This window comes from Photobacterium nomapromontoriensis (assembly GCF_050336815.1).
Lineage (GTDB): Bacteria > Pseudomonadota > Gammaproteobacteria > Enterobacterales > Vibrionaceae > Photobacterium > Photobacterium nomapromontoriensis.
Genome location: NZ_JAKJSL010000055.1, coordinates 1 through 15,798, shown reverse-complemented (window position 1 = coordinate 15,798; position 15,798 = coordinate 1). Strand labels below are relative to the sequence as shown.

Here is a 15,798-nt window from a genome sequence, read left to right as displayed (position 1 = left end):
ATTTTTCATGACGACGTATGTCATGCTTTTTGCTGTTGTTCCTGGCCAGGAGAGGATGCTAAATTAGACTGCAACATCGAGAGTTCTTTACTCAACGCTACATTCTTCGCTTCAATTTTTTCATTCTCATTGCGCTGCTGCTCAAGCTTCACCGCCATTTTTTCTTTTTCATCTTGCCGTTGTTCAACGTTCGCTGTTAACGCTTTCACTTGCTCTTCAAGCTTTGCTATCTGCTCAGCTGTTGCTTCGAGATCACTTTTTACTTTACGCGTGTTGCGCTGTGCCGCTAATTTGGCTTTATTGAATTTTTCGCTCTCTGTACGTGCCAATGTCAAGCTATGTTGACTATCAATGGCAGCTGCTTCTAATGCTTCTACTTGTGTATTCAATTCTTTAACCGTGAGTTTCTGTTGCTCTAGCTCAGCAGTTAAGTCAGCAGCAGCACTGGCCGTATAGCCCGCCAACGTCTTCCATTGTTCACTCACGTTACGTGTAAACTGATCCATCACATCAAAAGGAAAACAGAGTGCTTCTTGCTTACTACGCTGACTGTAGAACTGTTTATCCATCTCCTCTAAAAGCTTCAAGCTCTGCTGATAGCTTTGCTCAATGGCTTGTTTCGTACTCGCAACCGTGATTGACTCTAGTGCTTTGCCCGCCATCATGACGGTTTGAAACTGCTTAACAATGGCGTCGGGCTGTATAGCCTGTGTTAATTGGAGCAAAGGGTGAGATTTGAAATCATATTCCATCATGTATTTCCTGCCATGCAATAACTAAAAAATAGGTTAAAAGAATAGAAACCTAGCCATCTATTCTTATATCAAATTGAACAACTTTTGTGCGCTCACTTTCATAAAATTTGAACTTAATTCAGCTAATTTGCAGTCTAAGGCTAATACATAACATTTTTTCTAACAGTAAGTGACAGTCGTCATAGATTTGTAGCTCGATGTATATCCCTCTATAACAAATACCTCCAACATGACAAGAAGAATTCATAATCATAAAAATCCATCCACCTACTAATACACTTTAATATTGGCTCTAAAACATCTTATTTTGTCATTCTAGTCTTACTCATAGAAAAATCTGCCAATGCTAGAGCCTTGGCACCGAGACGATAAATATCCTCATACCCAACCACCTCTCCAAACTCTGCCCTGATAATCATCCCCTCGAGGAAGGTCATCATAACTTCCGTTCTTCCTTCAACGTTCTGTTGCTCTGGCTCAAACACAGACAACAATAAAGACTTAAGCCAAACCTTATGTTGCACTGCTTGTCGTGCAACTTCGTCATCAAGCCCTTTGAACTCCGCCAAAGCATGCATGAACATGCACCCTTTGAAGTTAACAGAGCGGAACCAAGTAAAGTGCCAGTTTAAGATTGCATCTAACTTACTCTCTACCCCTGTAGCGACTGATACCACCGCATTTAATTCGTCTTCAAAACGTTGATGCCGACGCGTCAGTACCATTCCAATCAACTTATTCTTTGAACCAAAATGGCGATACATAGATGTCTTTGATACTTCCGCCTTATCCCGAATTAAATCGACACCAACAGCGGTATAGCCAAACATATTAAACAGCTCCTCAGCAACATCCAGGATATGTTCTTTCTTACTCATATTATCTTCATACTCATTAAGTTGCATAAATTATATGTTGCTATGGTGTGTACAGATCTGTACCATCCTCTTCGAGGTGTACAGATCGGTACACAAGCATAGCACAGCGATACCATAACATCGCATTCCATTCAAAAGGAGATGATAAATGAAGAAGTTACGTGGTGGTGGTGCGTTACCACCAAAAGCTACAATGATTCAAATGCTCAAAGGGTTGCTTGGCGGATTTCTAGGTATCCTCGTTCTCAGCCTACTCGGTCAGTCAACCGGAGTGCCATGGTTGATGGCACCTTTCGGAGCAACCTGTGTACTGCTTTTCGCAGCACCAACATCACCGCTGGCACAACCTCGAAATGTCATCGCAGGTCATTTAATCACTTCAACGGTTGGATTATGTGCACTTTACGGCTTAGGTGGCTCCATGATCGTAATGTCACTCGCTGTTGGAGTGTCAATTATGTTGATGCAATGTTTCCGTGCTGTTCATCCACCAGCAGGCGCGAATCCAGTGGTTATAGTTCTTGCAGGTCAAAGTGCTGTCGGTTTTGACTTTCTACTAACGCCCGTGCTTATTGGCAGTATTACGCTTGTTGTCATCGCATCGGTCATTAATAACTATGGCAAACAAAATAACTGGCCGGTCTACTGGCACGGATTTGGCCAACAGAAAGGACAAAAGAATGCCTAAACTGATTCTCACTTTAAATACACAACTCCCTCAAGATAGCATTAACATGATTGCCACTAACCTGACCAGTCTGACACAAACGCTACTAAACAAGCAGCCAGAAGTCACTCGTATCCATGTTAATCAAAATCAAAGCCCTTGTTTTGTCAATGCCTCTCTGGTGACCGAATCACCAGCGTTTGATTTGGCTATCTACATTACCAAAGGGACAAATACTGATGCGCAAAAATCAGAGTGGTTAAGCGCTACATATCATTTTCTAAGCAACGTACTCGGAGAAAACACACCAACACAGCCCAATTATATTTCTATTATCGAGTTAGATGCCGCGAGCTGGGGTTATAACGGCCTAAGCCAATTTACCAGAAACAATCCAGTATAATTGTCACAAGGAGTATTGAAATGGAGTTCACCGTACCACCAGAATCAAAAGACGTGGTTCTAAAACTAGGCTTTGATAGCGATATTAGCCTACCTGACAATCTAGATTTTCAACCTTACCAGCGAGGCCTTCGTGAAGGGGTTGATATCGCAGTACTATTTGATGAAACAGCTAATGACCCCAAAGGGCCAGATATGGCATTTCTTCGCTATGAAGCTGGCGCCTATGTTCCCGGTCACGTCCATATGGGGTTTGAAACAGTACTAGTTTTGCAAGGTGACTACATCGAAAACGGTCAAACATTCACCCCAGGGTCATTAGTGGTTCGAGCGCCAGGTACTTGCCACAGTATGGCGTCAAAAAAAGGGTGTGTCATTCTGGCTTCTCGATACCAGCCCGTCAAACAGCTTGCTGAGTGCTAACATGAAACTAACCACTGCTAGGATCGTTGCTGAATGCATTAACAATCGATCCGTTGTCATCGCTGGTGGATTTGGCTGTTGCGGGCACCCAGACCTGCTGACTCTTGCTTTATCAGAGCGGTTTGCCCGAGAACAACAACCTATCGGACTTACCCTGCTCTTTGCATCAGGCGCAGGTGATAAGAATGGGAAAGGTCTCGATAAACTCGCTCAACCAGCGTTGATCAAACGGGCAATTGGTGGTTTCTGGGGCTTCTGCCCCGCATTAACTCAACTCGGCAAAGACGGAATAATAGAGGCTCACAACTGGCCAATGGGAGTCATCAGTCACTTGTTCCGCGATATCGCTTCCGGACTAGATGGGCACCTAAGTCAGATAGGATTGCATACTTTCGTTGACCCTCGCCTTGATGGTGGTGGGCTAGCGAAAGGAACTTCGTCCTTGGTTGAATTGCTCACTATTCGTAATAAGGAATTTTTACGCTATCCCAGTCAAGGTGCAGATTTTGCGTTACTACGAGGAACGGTAGCCGACCAACACGGCAATATTTCAATGGAAGGTGAAGCCGCGTTACATGATGCGCTGTGGCAAGCAATGGCTACGCGTAATAGCGGTGGACAAATTGCGTTTCAGGTAGAACATGTTGTTCACCACCTTCCTGCGAATAGGGTCGATATACCTGCTCACCTCGTTGACTTCGTGGTTGAAACTGATGAACGTCATTATGCAAGCTATGGTTCTGCTAATGTCGATATCACAGACCAACACACAGTGATATCGCTTGATAAGCAACTTATCGTTAATCGCGGCTGCAAGGAACCCATCCCAGATAATTCCTTTCTCAACTTCGGAATCGGAATTCCCGCGCTCATTGGTGATAAATTAGCGAACCTAAATAACCGCTTTCATTCATCTGTTGAATCTGGAGTGATAAACGGAAAGCCCAAAGAGGGAATAGCTTTTGGCGAAGCTGATGGCTATAGCAGCATTATTCAGCAAGCAGACCTTTTCAGCTTCTATAATGGTGGTGGCATTGATATCGCTTTTCTGGGTTTTGCCGAAATTGACCAATACGGTCACATTAATGCTAGCGCATTCGGAAACCAACTTACTGGGGCCGGCGGATTTATCAATATTGTACATTCAGCAAAAAAACTCATTTTCTGTGGCACCTTTTCGACGAAAGGGCTCGAGCTCGAAAAAAATGATAACCACATAATAATAAAAAAAGAAGGTAATGTGACAAAATTTGTTGAACATGTACAGCAAATAACTGTTGCTACTAACCATCCCGAATACTGGAGCAAAGAAATAAAAATCATCACCGAAAGAGCCGTGCTTTCCTTACACAAAGGCGAATTTACACTTGAAGAACTTACCGATGGCATAACCGTTGATGATGTTCTTCAAGCTATACCTTTTTCAATAAAAACCTCTAATTCAATTCAAAAATAACGACATAATAAGGATATTAATCGTGGAAAATAACATCGTCATCGTTGGTGGAGGGGCTTCTTGTATCTCTTTTATTGATGCCCTACTAATTAAACGTAAAAAGACACAAAATACATCAAGCCTACCATCTCTGACTATTATTGAAAAATCTGAGGAAATTGGCCCAGGCAACGCTTATTTTAGTGACGTTAAATCAAACCTGCTGAATACCAAGGCAGGTAATATTAGTGTCTTTAAAAACCAATCAGGTGACTTTTATAATTGGCTTAAATCCAATTATTATAAATGGAATAGCGAATTTCAAGAATTAGATGTGACGCGTGATACTTACGCTCCAAGATCATTATTTGGTATGTATATGAAGGATTCTTTTTCATATATTTGCTCGGTGGCCAGACATGCTGGAATGGATGTAAAAGTAGTCCGAGATGAAGTTATCAATATTGAACAAATTAAAGATAACCGAATTAATGTTATCACAAAAAATGGCACAGTGATCATAGCCAATAAAGTCGTATTAGCGTGTGGGACTCAGCAACCGTCACAAATGATCCCCCCATACAGCACCGATATTCTTCATTCGCCATATCCCACGCAAGACCTGAAGGAACAGGTCTCGTCCGAGGATAGTGTAGCAATTATTGGCGCTCGACTCAGTGCCATCGATACAACCATTGGCCTGATCGAAGGGGGACATACCGGACCAATTACAATTTATTCCCGCAGTGGGTTTTTCCCATTTGTCCGCGGTACACAAGGGCGCTATAAAAACACATACCTAAACCCAGAGTATATTGCCAAGCACTGCCCTGAACTTGACTTTTATAAACTGGGCGATCTCTATCAACTTGAACGAGAGCACTATCAATTACAATCAGGCGATAGTGACTTCGAAGATCTACCATTGCCAAATAACCCCCTCAATTGCCTAGAGACTTTCCTCACCAGTGAGGTCTCGCTGGCACAACACAATCGAGGCTGGCAGGCTATCCTATATGATACTAACTCCTGTATTGACCAAATTTGGGACCGCCTATGTTTTGATGATCAAGACGTATTCATGAGGGAGTATTTTTCATCGGCTATCTCTTTACGCGTATCAATACCTCTTGAAAACGCTGAGAAAATACTCGGCTACCTGCGCTCAGGTCAACTAAAATTCATTGCCGGTCCCCCTGTTGTGTCAACAAAAAATAGTGAACTATCTGTACGCAGTAACGGCATCACCACCCCTGTCAGCAAAGTAATCTATGCCACCGGCAGCCCAAGATCTCTCAATCATGTTGATTCACCATTAATACGCAACCTACTCGACAGCGGAATCAGTACTGAAAACACATTTGGTGGTCTCGATGTATGCAAATACGATTACGGCCTTTTTGACAAAGACAAAAAAATGAATACCAATATCTTTGCAATTGGTGAGCTAACAAGTGGACGATTCCTTTTTACTAGCGCCTTGGACATCATTGTCCGCCATGCCCACGCCTGTGCCGATAGTGTTGAAAAATTCTCTATTGAACAAAACTATTCTCTTTCTGCGAGACAATCCTAGGAGTTAATATGCAACTTTCCTTTGTACCAGAATCTACCTTGTTATTAGGCCCCGGCCCATCACCTGTACATGAATCCGTTCTAACTGCGATATCACAGCCAACCATTGGTCACCTCGATAAGCAATGCTTTGTGTTGATGAATGAAATTAAACAGATGCTCCAACAAGTATTCAATACTTGTAATGATCTTACCATTCCGTTATCTGGACCGGGATCAGCAGGTATGGAGGCCTGTGTAGCCAATCTTATCGAGCCCGGTGAAACAGTTATTGTATGCATCAACGGGGCTTTCGGGCGACGGATCGCTGAAAATGCAAGTAAAGTCGGCGCTCGAGTCATCGAGGTGTGTGCGAAATGGGGCGATCCCATCAATCCGGATGATCTGCGTCATGCTCTGTTAAAACATCCAGACGCTAAGTCAGTAAGCTTTGTCCATGGGGAAACCTCAACAGGAGTCCTTAATGACGCTCAGGCACTGTGCTCTGTTGCCCATGAATTTAATGCTCTCACTATCGTCGATGCTGTAACATCACTTGGTGGGGTTGAAGTTAGGGTTGATGACTGGGGGTATTGATGCTATTTTCTCTGGAACTCAAAAGTGCCTTTCTTGTCCTCCGGGCCTCTCACCTATTAGCTTAAATGAACGGGCAGTAACTAAACTACAACAACGTCTGTCACCCATCCCAAGCTGGTTCCTAGACCTATCAATGATCAGTAACTATTGGGATGCCTCATCACGCTCTTACCACCATACTGCACCCGTTAATGCCTTGTATGGGCTTCATCAAGGACTCAGCAATGTGCTCCAAGAAAGCCAAGAAAGACTCATTGCCCGTCATGCAGAATGTCATCATTTACTAACAGTAGGCCTTGACAAACTAGGGCTCGAACTGCTCGTTGATGAAGCAGTTCAACTACCTCAACTTACTACTATCCAAATTCCTGATGGTGTTAATGACCAAGCTTTCCGGGCTGCTATACTCGGCCAATTTCAAATTGAAATAGGTGGTGGCATTGGTGAACTAGCAGGCAAAGCGTGGCGAGTTGGATTAATGGGGAATGGAGCCAGACCTGAAAATGTAAACCGTCTATTGGATGCTATCTCTAAAATTTATTCCCGTTATGTGTAGCGGCGACAAATACATACCTCACTCTAGAAACAAACGCTAACGCTGTAAATAGCACATGCCAATATGGAGCCGATACTCGGCTCCGTTATTATGAGGATAATAAATGACCAAAACAATGACTCTGTCATTATGTAGTTCAGTCTTATTTACTTGGCTTCACATCCCACTTGGCGCAATGTTCGGGCCTATTGTCCTATTTTTATTTGCCAGCAAAATGGGGTACATACTTACCCTCCCCACACATACACCCACTATTGTCCAACTGATTTTAGGGCTAAGTATTGGAATGATGGTACCATCAGGTTTCATCACTAGAGACCTTCCTATAATGATGTTTGTAGGACTTGTCATCTGTCTGCTAGGGCAAATTAGCCTCACCTACCTGTGGTTAAATAAAAAAGAACGCTGGTCAACAACAGACAGCTTGTTAGGCTCATTTCCAGGGGCAATAACGGCAGTCTTGATGCTCAATGATGCGCAATTTACCCCCTCAAAAAAAATTATTTTTACGCATGTCGTTCGGCTTCTATCACTCGTAGTTCTGTCTGGGTTGATAGCATCTGCCTCTCCATCTGATCCGGTTCGCTACATTTATAGCAATGAGTCATACTGGCTACTTCTCGCGGTAGCTATAACTTGGGCAAGTGGATACACAGTCGAAAAAATCGGCATCCCTACACCCTATATGGTGACGGGGATGTTGGTCTCGATGGCAATAACCAATGTAATGCCTCAGTCAAACATAACCATACCACCAATTGTTGTTTTTATTGCCACATCTGGATTAGGGGCCATAATAGGCTGTCGTCTCAACAATATCACGAGGCAGGACGTTATAACGAACTTACGTTCCGGACTGATAACCACAGTATTGAGCTTGGGAGTTACAGTGATATTTGCCTTCGGGTTCAGCCAGATTCTCAATCAACGTTTTATTGTTATCCTGTTATCTTGGATGCCTGGCAGTATTGAATCCATTATGGTTACGGCAATTTATCTCGGTCTGGAACCGGCGTTGATCATGCTTAACCATATTGCTCGAATGATGATTTTACATTCACTGCCGCTTATAACCAAGCTATCTGCTAGGGCCCCAAACAAGCACAACTGATATAAACAAAAGCGGCTCATTGCACAAAATAATCACTAACCAAACACGTTGTCTCTGGCACACGTTAAACCAGCAACGCGCGAATTAAAACACACGCATTTCCATTGCTTATAAATCACAACAATAACAATAAATCAACATTCGCCATTATCGTGTTTTTCAGGCATTAATTGAGCATTTAACCTTGTACCCATACCTTCACACAACTTTTTACGGTATGGTGTAATAAATTAAAGTAAAGAAAATGGTCAGTAGTCTCAGATGGAACAACTCATTGAAAACAAAAACAGGTGGATGAGCAGCCATGTCACCGACGCAGAGTTCCCTACCCCGCTTAGCGAAACAGGACTTGCGCTTTATCAGGCTTATCTCACACAACTTGTGACTTCTCCGCAATCCGACATTGCACGTACCAGCACGGCATTACTCTCGATATATCCTGTTGACTGCCACCCTCTTACTATCCGCTACGCGATAGTGCTTGCGAGCAAATGGCCTGATGACAGTGACAAAGAAGCTATCATCGAATTCTTAACACAAATCATGTTAGAGCCTAATTCTCCTGCACAACTGTTTGTTGGCTTTTTTAAAGGTAAACCTGCAGCATGCGGTATGATCTACCAAGATAGTCATGGAGCACTCGTCACCGATGTTCATGCACTTCCTTTGGCCAATCAGCAAGAACTGATGGACGAAATGCGTGGATCTCTTATTCAGCGATGTGAATCCAATGTGCCATTATTTATTGAACACTAATACCGAAAAGGGAGCAAAGTGCTCCCTATGGTCAACCATGAAGATCGTTTATCTAGAGACGCTCAGTAACGCATTTGCCAGATAATGTATTTGCTGCTCCTGTAACCCAGCAATATTTATTCGACCATCCCCAACAGCATAAATCGCAAATTCCTCTCGCAGTCGACTAACTTGCTCTGGACTCAACCCCGTAACAGAAAACATGCCTTTATGCTGCTGAATAAAATCAAATTGTTCAGACCCCAAAGCCTGTACCGCCTGCACTAACCCAGCTCGAAGGCTTAATAAACGACGGTTCATTGTAGTTAGTTCTTGCTTCCAGGCTTGCGTCAAGGTCTCATCATTAAGCACTGTTGCCACCAATGCCGCACCATGATCAGGTGGCATAGTGTAAGTTGAACGGGCAAGATTTAATATTCGCCCTTTTGCTTTTTGTGCCTGTTTCAGGTTATCACTAACAACAATTGCCGCACCAGTACGCTCACGATATAAGCCGAAGTTTTTCGAACATGATGTCGTAATAACCATCTCTTCAACATTATCAGCTAAATGCTGAAGACCTGCGGCATCTTGTTCAAGTCCATCACCAAATCCCTGATAAGCGATATCAACAAAAGGCATAAACCCGTTTTTATTTGCCAGTACAGTAATTGCCTGCCAATCATCAAAAGAAATATCTGCGCCCGTCGGGTTATGGCAGCAACCGTGTAAAAGCACAACATCTTTCGGCCCAGCTTTTGCCAATTCGCCCAGCATAGCTGCACTGTTCACTTGTTTAGTGGCTGGATCAAAATATGGGTAATAACGAACCTTCAGTCCTGCCGCTTCCATTATTGGTTTATGATTCACATAGCTGGGATTTGAAATCCAAACAGTCGTCTCTGGCTGCGCCAAGTGAATCAAATCAGCCAACATACGTAGTGCACCACTCGCCCCCGGTGTCTGTACCGCTGCAGAGCGTGTATGAGCCGATGTGCCTAATAGTAACAAATCCATCATTGATTGGTTAAACTGCTCATTCCCCCCAAGGCCCACATAAGCTTTCGTCGTCTGCGTGGCTATCACTTGCTGCTGAGCCAGTTGTACGGCATTCATTATGGGAGTGATACCCTGACTATTTCGGTATACACCGATCCCAAGATCCATTTTTTCTGTTCGAGGATCGTCTCGATAGGCGATAGATAAGGAGAGTATCGGGTCGAGTTGCGCCTCTGCGAGACTTTTGAACATAAGTAAAATTCCGTTTTAGAATGATCGTACAATCAAGCTACCACTTCAATTTTGTTTCGTCATCATGTATTTGAAAGAATTTAAAACATATTTTTTTTAGGAATGTGAATGAAATCAATGGTCAATATTGATCTGAGACAATCAACCGTCAAGTCCCCTTGCAGGCCTGCGCTTAAGACCTAAATTTAATAGAGTACCCCAATATACTGGAGGCATGATGAAAAACAGTGTCGATGTACGCACTCTGCTAAGTGTTTATGAAAAGATTAAAACTCAAGGCCATGCCATTGAGTTCGGTAGCCAGCTTGAAGATATAAAGTGCACTGAAAGTCAAGATGGTTACAGTGTCAGTCTTTCCGATGATAATGTGAGCTTAGATATTAACTTCCACAACACTTATCATTTCCATACAAAGAATGAAGATCCGGACACCGTTATCAACCAACCCACGGTTGAGTTTCATAATAATAACGAAGCGCTCATTCAGATCTTTATAAAAAAGTTGGAAGTCCTCGACAATAAATACTAACCATCACTACGTTCTATCTCACATAGGTATTCGCTTGATATACGCAAATCGTTCCTTAAAAGCATTGATTTGCGTATATTTTTACATTATTCAACTTTGACATTTTCCTGACATTACTCTGACTGTCTGCCAACACATGTTTTATTTTTTTGTTCAAAATAAACCGACTCTCAGCAAAACGAATACATACAAAAAATGCAGACAGTAATATTAGGATCAAAAGAAGTAGATACAGTTATTCTGGCTTTAGACGAATGTTATCGCCGACTTGAAGCTACTGGATTATCAGCGAAAGAACTCACACAAGATGGATTTACTCTGATGTTTAAATCAGCATATCAGTCTGTGGCTGGTAATGTGCACTAAAAAGCTCAAGTTGACTTGAGCTTTATTATCGATTTTATGAGTATGATGTGACTACAGATCCCAGTCACGATTCTGTAACACAACACGATACCCGTCGAGATCTTCAAATGTCTTACCGACTTTTTCCCAATAAGGATTTGTCGATTCTACCACTGAAAATCCGGCATCTATCATATTACGACAGGCTCTTTCCCATGCTTGGCTGCAGTCAACATAAAATACGAGTAAATGTTCTGCTGTTGGTGCTGGCCCAACGCTCGTTCCTATCTTGTTTACAAACTCAATATGGTAATTATGTTTTTTATGACCAAGAACAATACCATCAAACCCATCTTGATTTTCAAACTGTTTGAGCATTTCAAACCCTAAGGCTTTACTATACATTTTAGCAACTTGCTTCACATCATCTGTCGGTCTTACAACACGTAGTGTTGAATCTGTTGGTATCATAAAGAAAGCTAACTCCATTTAATTTATGCTTACTATTTATAATATTAGTCGAACCAATATTATTCAATTACGTTGATAGTTCTCTGCTCCTTTTTTGACACTTATCACACAAATCCCAGCTAAAACCTTCTAGTTTCAGAATCTACATCACAAAAACAGGATAAAACTTACAACTATTTCATTAATAAAAAAAGTAGTGGCACAAAAATAAGTAATATGTCAGTTAAAATAGTCAATATCCTGATGAAATCACTCAGCCACTGTTCGAGCTAAAAAAGGTACAAATATCATCTTTATATCTGCACCTTTACTTACGAATACTAAGCGATCAATGAGCTAACTCACCACTCGACACTAACGATAAACTATCAGGAGTGAATTTTTGATAGCTTATTTCTGATTTTTTCGGTGGATAAATAAATTTAGTCACTTTTACTACGTATTTTGCGATGATATTTCCACCGGTATCTTTTTCATCATACCAAAAGGTATCCACATCAATTTGCTTACCCTCATCCCATTTCATGTCTGTGCGAATGAACTGATGTTCATTTGGGATCGCCAGTAACTTTCGATACATCCTTGTCACTCCAGTATATTTATTAATCAACTATCGCCATATTCCCACAATTACATCATAGCCTTTGTCTGACAAATCACAGTTTAAAAAATAGCCACTGGCAATGATCACATTATTATCTTTCCACCGCACTATTAGTCCAGTTCAGTGCACAATACGAGCATCTTGAAGTAGCTTGTTGATTTACCTAAACAACGGTGCTTTGTTATGAGACTAATATATTCTCGTTGAAACGAGCATACTAAGGTTACTTAGGTATATAATGACGCCACTTCAACTTCTATCTATAAATTTACGGAAAACCATGAGCAAAGTTTTAACTTTTCTGAAAGGGGTAGCGATGGGCGCAGCAGATGTCGTCCCTGGGGTATCTGGTGGTACTATCGCCTTCATAACGGGTATCTATGACACCTTATTGGAAAGCATTCGTCGCGTTAATCCTAGTCTTATTGGAATTTGGCGTCGTGATGGCTTCAAAGCCGCTTTTGAACATATTAACGGTACGTTTCTGATCTTATTGCTGTCGGGGATCCTAACCAGTATTTTCACCTTTGCCCGTGTCATCACATGGATGCTTCACACTCACCCTATCCCATTGTGGTCGTTTTTCTTTGGTCTGATCATTATTTCAGTCATTCATATGTTAAAACAGATCCAGATCTGGGGAGTGTCTCGATTAATTGCTGCAACAGCAGGAGCTATTTTCGCCTACGGCATCACGGTACTGCACCCACTCACTCTTGAACCAACCTATATCAACATTGTTATATCGGGCTCAATCGCCATCTGCGCCATGATTTTGCCTGGCATTTCAGGAAGCTTTATTTTACTGCTGCTCGGCATGTATGGTCCGATTTTAGGCGCAGCAAAGTCTCTTGATATTTTTACATTAGGCCTGTTTGCTACAGGTTGTGTCATCGGCCTTCTTAGCTTCTCACATGTTTTGTCATGGGTACTGCGCCACTACCGTGATATTGCGCTTACATTTCTCACTGGCTTAATGATTGGCACACTAGGAAAAATCTGGCCATGGAAAGAAACACTAACATGGCGAATCAATTCTAGTGGTGAACAGGTTCCTCTGTTGGAACAAAACTTGTCCCCATTCAATTTTGAACATGCCACAGGCCAGCCGGCACTCCTTGGATATGCGATTCTAGCGATGATTTTAGGTATTGCACTGGTATGGGGTCTAGAAAAGGTTGCCGATAATTAAACTCACCAAAAACTCGCAATAGCTTACCGATTCTAAGCGGTCTACAAATTTGTTAGACCGCTTAGAGATCTATCATCACTTGATTAACCTTTCGAATTGATCACGAAACACACACCACAACAAATTATCCTCGCCAGTTCATGATAGAATTTATCCATTGATACTCATCAATCTCTTCATGTTTCATTAAGGATGATCACGTGAAATACCAATGGATAATTCTTGCTATGGCCTTAGTCGCTGGGCTATTTACCAGCATTTTTGTGGATAATAAAAATCAAACAACGACAGACATTGACTACCCCTTAAACTTTCTTGAGGGCGGTAAAGAAGCCTTTGACCTCTATGACACGGAAGATCCCCGCATCAGGATAATCTATTTTGGCTACACCCACTGCCCTGATGTTTGTCCTACATCACTAGCCGTTTTATCTGCAGCATTAAAACAGTTGGATAACCTAGATCTAAACCGATTATGGCCAATATTCATCACCCTTGACCCTGAACGTGATACACCAGAAAAAAGTGCGCAATACGCGCAATACTTTCATAAAAACATCATCGGGATGACAGGAACGCCACGTCAAACACGAGCTCTCGCTGAAAAATATGGTGTGTTATATATACGCACAGAATTAAAAGATTCGGCACTCGAGTATGCTGTTGACCACAGCTCCTATTTTTATATCCTGACTCCCGATGGCACGCTGGTAGACAAGATACAACATACGCTCAATCCCAATATTTTGGTTGACGCAATTAAGCAGACACTCAATAAGCCAATGTCGTAATTCGATATCCCCCAGCCATTAACCCGCTACGGCGGGTTTTCTCATCTTTGAGAGAAAAAAACAGCAACAATATCTCGTTCAAGCAGCAATTTGTACAACATCTGCCATACTCTTTTTGCCGACTGAAACTTTTAACACTCGGTCTGTAGTGGCAAACAAAGGAGAAGAAAGAAAAATGAACCGTTCATTATCTATCCTTACCGGTATTATGCTGAGCGCGAGTCTAATTGGTTGCTCAAGCTCTGACGAAGTCGATCAAATGCAACAACTTACGAATAAAGTCGATATGCTCTCTGATCAGGTAGGCGCTTTACAAAGCCAACAAGATCAAATGGCAGGCGCTGTTAACGATGCACGAGCGGCATCAGATGCAGCATATCAAGAAGCAATGCGTGCTAATCAACGCATTGATAATATTGCTAGTTCCTATAGCAAATAAATTAAAAAGTGGCGCATCATGCGCCACTCTTTTATTTTATTAAGCACCTTAGATTCAAGAGAATCCTATTGTTTCAGAAAAACTGTATCCCTTCCCTCTCACCGTTTTAATATGTTGCTTTGCTATACCAGATTGCACCATTTTACGTCGAATATTGCTTATATGCATATCCAGATTGCGATCAAACGGACTTAACTCTTTTTTTAATACTTCTTTTTGTAGTACCGCCTTTGAAACCACAATCCCATTATGCTTCACAAGATATTCAACCAACTCACACTCTGTTCCCGTTAACGGTAAACGCATCAACTGTTCAAAAATAATCGACTCCGATTGACTTCTACCACTACGGTGCCTCTCTAGACCGACTCGCCGCATGGTTGATTTGATGCGAGCAAGCAATTCAGGAACTCGAAATGGCTTCGCAATATAATGGTCAGCGCCAGCTTGAAGTCCATCCAACAAAGACGATTCATCGCCGAGTGCAGTCAGCATGATTATTGGCGTTGCAAACCGTTGACATATCCTACGAGCGACAAGCATCCCATCTAAATTAGGGAGCATGACATCTAATAAAACGACATCAACTGAGTTACTTTGTAGAAAACCAAGCGCAGACTCTCCGCAATGCTTGCAATACACGTCATAACCATCCTCTCTTAGTACTTCCTCAAGTAACTCACAAAGCACAATATCATCATCAACAACGAGAATTTTAGCCACAAACAATCACACAATAAAAATAATTATCATTACCAATTTAAGAATTATTCAATGTTATCCTCATTCAATCAAGCAAAATCTTTATTATCCCCAACTCAGTGAAGATCTGCTGTCTGTCAGACATATGCACCTTCCCAAATTGATACTTCTTCGTGGCTGCTTGAGGGGGAGATTCATTTGAAATTGAACTATGTCAAGCGCACTGAATTTACATCTCTTTTTCACGATACTTACTATTGACTTTATCACAGCCAGCACGGGAGTTAGCTTACAAGCATTTCCCACAGAGTTACTCACAGCTTCTGTGGATAACCATCTTACCCACCCACCCCTTTTATCC

Annotated in this window: 17 protein-coding genes and 1 pseudogene; 12 read left to right on the top strand and 6 right to left on the bottom strand. The window is 42.0% G+C overall.

The window, feature by feature from the left end; all coding sequences use genetic code 11:
- Positions 1 to 20: 20 nt before the first annotated feature.
- Positions 21 to 755, bottom strand: a complete 735-nt coding sequence (locus tag L4D12_RS22050; RefSeq protein ID WP_428449984.1) for a hypothetical protein — start codon at positions 753 to 755, stop codon at positions 21 to 23.
- 302 nt (positions 756 to 1,057) lie between these two features.
- On the bottom strand, positions 1,058 to 1,633 hold the full coding sequence (locus L4D12_RS22045) for a TetR/AcrR family transcriptional regulator (RefSeq protein ID WP_428449983.1): 576 nt from the start codon (positions 1,631 to 1,633) through the stop codon (positions 1,058 to 1,060).
- A 148-nt stretch (positions 1,634 to 1,781) separates the two neighbouring features.
- Here L4D12_RS22045 and L4D12_RS22040 point away from each other — a divergent pair, with 148 nt between their 5' ends.
- The 8 genes and pseudogenes from L4D12_RS22040 to L4D12_RS22005 all read left to right on the top strand — a co-directional run bounded on the left by L4D12_RS22040 (position 1,782) and on the right by L4D12_RS22005 (position 9,134).
- Positions 1,782 to 2,321, top strand: coding sequence for an HPP family protein (locus tag L4D12_RS22040; protein ID WP_428449982.1), 540 nt, complete (start codon positions 1,782 to 1,784; stop codon positions 2,319 to 2,321).
- Positions 2,314 to 2,703: a hypothetical protein gene (locus L4D12_RS22035; RefSeq protein ID WP_428449981.1), complete on the top strand. Its 390-nt coding sequence runs from the start codon at positions 2,314 to 2,316 to the stop codon at positions 2,701 to 2,703. The genes L4D12_RS22040 and L4D12_RS22035 overlap by 8 nt, the downstream gene beginning before the upstream one ends.
- 20 nt (positions 2,704 to 2,723) lie before the next feature.
- The gene (locus L4D12_RS22030; protein WP_428449980.1) at positions 2,724 to 3,125 is read left to right on the top strand and encodes a cupin domain-containing protein; all 402 of its coding nucleotides are present in this window, start codon (positions 2,724 to 2,726) and stop codon (positions 3,123 to 3,125) included.
- A gap of 1 nt (position 3,126) precedes the next feature.
- Entirely contained in the window at positions 3,127 to 4,581 is a 1,455-nt protein-coding gene (locus L4D12_RS22025) for a malonate decarboxylase subunit alpha (protein WP_428449979.1), read from the top strand.
- A 22-nt stretch (positions 4,582 to 4,603) separates the two neighbouring features.
- The gene (locus L4D12_RS22020; protein ID WP_428449978.1) at positions 4,604 to 6,136 is read left to right on the top strand and encodes an FAD/NAD(P)-binding protein; all 1,533 of its coding nucleotides are present in this window, start codon (positions 4,604 to 4,606) and stop codon (positions 6,134 to 6,136) included.
- Positions 6,137 to 6,144: 8 nt separating this feature from the next.
- Positions 6,145 to 7,267 (top strand): annotated as a pseudogene (locus tag L4D12_RS22015) (pyridoxal-phosphate-dependent aminotransferase family protein).
- Between the two features lie 103 nt (positions 7,268 to 7,370).
- Positions 7,371 to 8,378 carry an AbrB family transcriptional regulator gene (locus tag L4D12_RS22010; RefSeq protein ID WP_428449977.1) on the top strand — a complete coding sequence of 336 codons (1,008 nt, stop codon included), beginning with the start codon at positions 7,371 to 7,373 and terminating at the stop codon, positions 8,376 to 8,378.
- A 261-nt stretch (positions 8,379 to 8,639) separates the two neighbouring features.
- Complete coding sequence (locus tag L4D12_RS22005; RefSeq protein WP_428449976.1) at positions 8,640 to 9,134, top strand: hypothetical protein; 495 nt, start codon at positions 8,640 to 8,642, stop codon at positions 9,132 to 9,134.
- A gap of 48 nt (positions 9,135 to 9,182) precedes the next feature.
- Here the strand turns inward: L4D12_RS22005 and L4D12_RS22000 are convergent, their stop codons facing one another.
- Positions 9,183 to 10,364 (bottom strand): amino acid aminotransferase, encoded by a 1,182-nt coding sequence (locus tag L4D12_RS22000; RefSeq protein WP_428449975.1) that lies wholly within the window; start codon positions 10,362 to 10,364, stop codon positions 9,183 to 9,185.
- A gap of 214 nt (positions 10,365 to 10,578) precedes the next feature.
- Here L4D12_RS22000 and L4D12_RS21995 point away from each other — a divergent pair, with 214 nt between their 5' ends.
- The gene (locus tag L4D12_RS21995) at positions 10,579 to 10,893 is read left to right on the top strand and encodes a DUF3081 family protein (protein WP_428449974.1); all 315 of its coding nucleotides are present in this window, start codon (positions 10,579 to 10,581) and stop codon (positions 10,891 to 10,893) included.
- A gap of 417 nt (positions 10,894 to 11,310) precedes the next feature.
- On the opposite strand, the gene L4D12_RS21990 is transcribed toward L4D12_RS21995, so the two are convergent.
- Together L4D12_RS21990 and L4D12_RS21985 are read right to left on the bottom strand one after the other, a co-directional pair.
- The gene (locus tag L4D12_RS21990; RefSeq protein WP_428449973.1) at positions 11,311 to 11,727 is read right to left on the bottom strand and encodes a VOC family protein; all 417 of its coding nucleotides are present in this window, start codon (positions 11,725 to 11,727) and stop codon (positions 11,311 to 11,313) included.
- Positions 11,728 to 12,037: 310 nt separating this feature from the next.
- The gene (locus tag L4D12_RS21985) at positions 12,038 to 12,289 is read right to left on the bottom strand and encodes a hypothetical protein (protein ID WP_428449972.1); all 252 of its coding nucleotides are present in this window, start codon (positions 12,287 to 12,289) and stop codon (positions 12,038 to 12,040) included.
- 304 nt (positions 12,290 to 12,593) lie between these two features.
- On the opposite strand from L4D12_RS21985, the gene L4D12_RS21980 reads away from it, so the two are divergent.
- The 3 genes from L4D12_RS21980 to L4D12_RS21970 all read left to right on the top strand — a co-directional run bounded on the left by L4D12_RS21980 (position 12,594) and on the right by L4D12_RS21970 (position 14,735).
- Positions 12,594 to 13,505, top strand: coding sequence for a polyprenyl-phosphate transporter (locus tag L4D12_RS21980; protein WP_428449971.1), 912 nt, complete (start codon positions 12,594 to 12,596; stop codon positions 13,503 to 13,505).
- A gap of 200 nt (positions 13,506 to 13,705) precedes the next feature.
- On the top strand, positions 13,706 to 14,296 hold the full coding sequence (locus L4D12_RS21975) for an SCO family protein (RefSeq protein WP_428449970.1): 591 nt from the start codon (positions 13,706 to 13,708) through the stop codon (positions 14,294 to 14,296).
- Positions 14,297 to 14,471: 175 nt separating this feature from the next.
- Complete coding sequence (locus L4D12_RS21970) at positions 14,472 to 14,735, top strand: Lpp/OprI family alanine-zipper lipoprotein (RefSeq protein WP_428449969.1); 264 nt, start codon at positions 14,472 to 14,474, stop codon at positions 14,733 to 14,735.
- Between the two features lie 54 nt (positions 14,736 to 14,789).
- Here L4D12_RS21970 and L4D12_RS21965 read toward each other — a convergent pair whose 3' ends face one another.
- Positions 14,790 to 15,458: a response regulator transcription factor gene (locus L4D12_RS21965; RefSeq protein ID WP_428449968.1), complete on the bottom strand. Its 669-nt coding sequence runs from the start codon at positions 15,456 to 15,458 to the stop codon at positions 14,790 to 14,792.
- Positions 15,459 to 15,798: the final 340 nt, after the last annotated feature.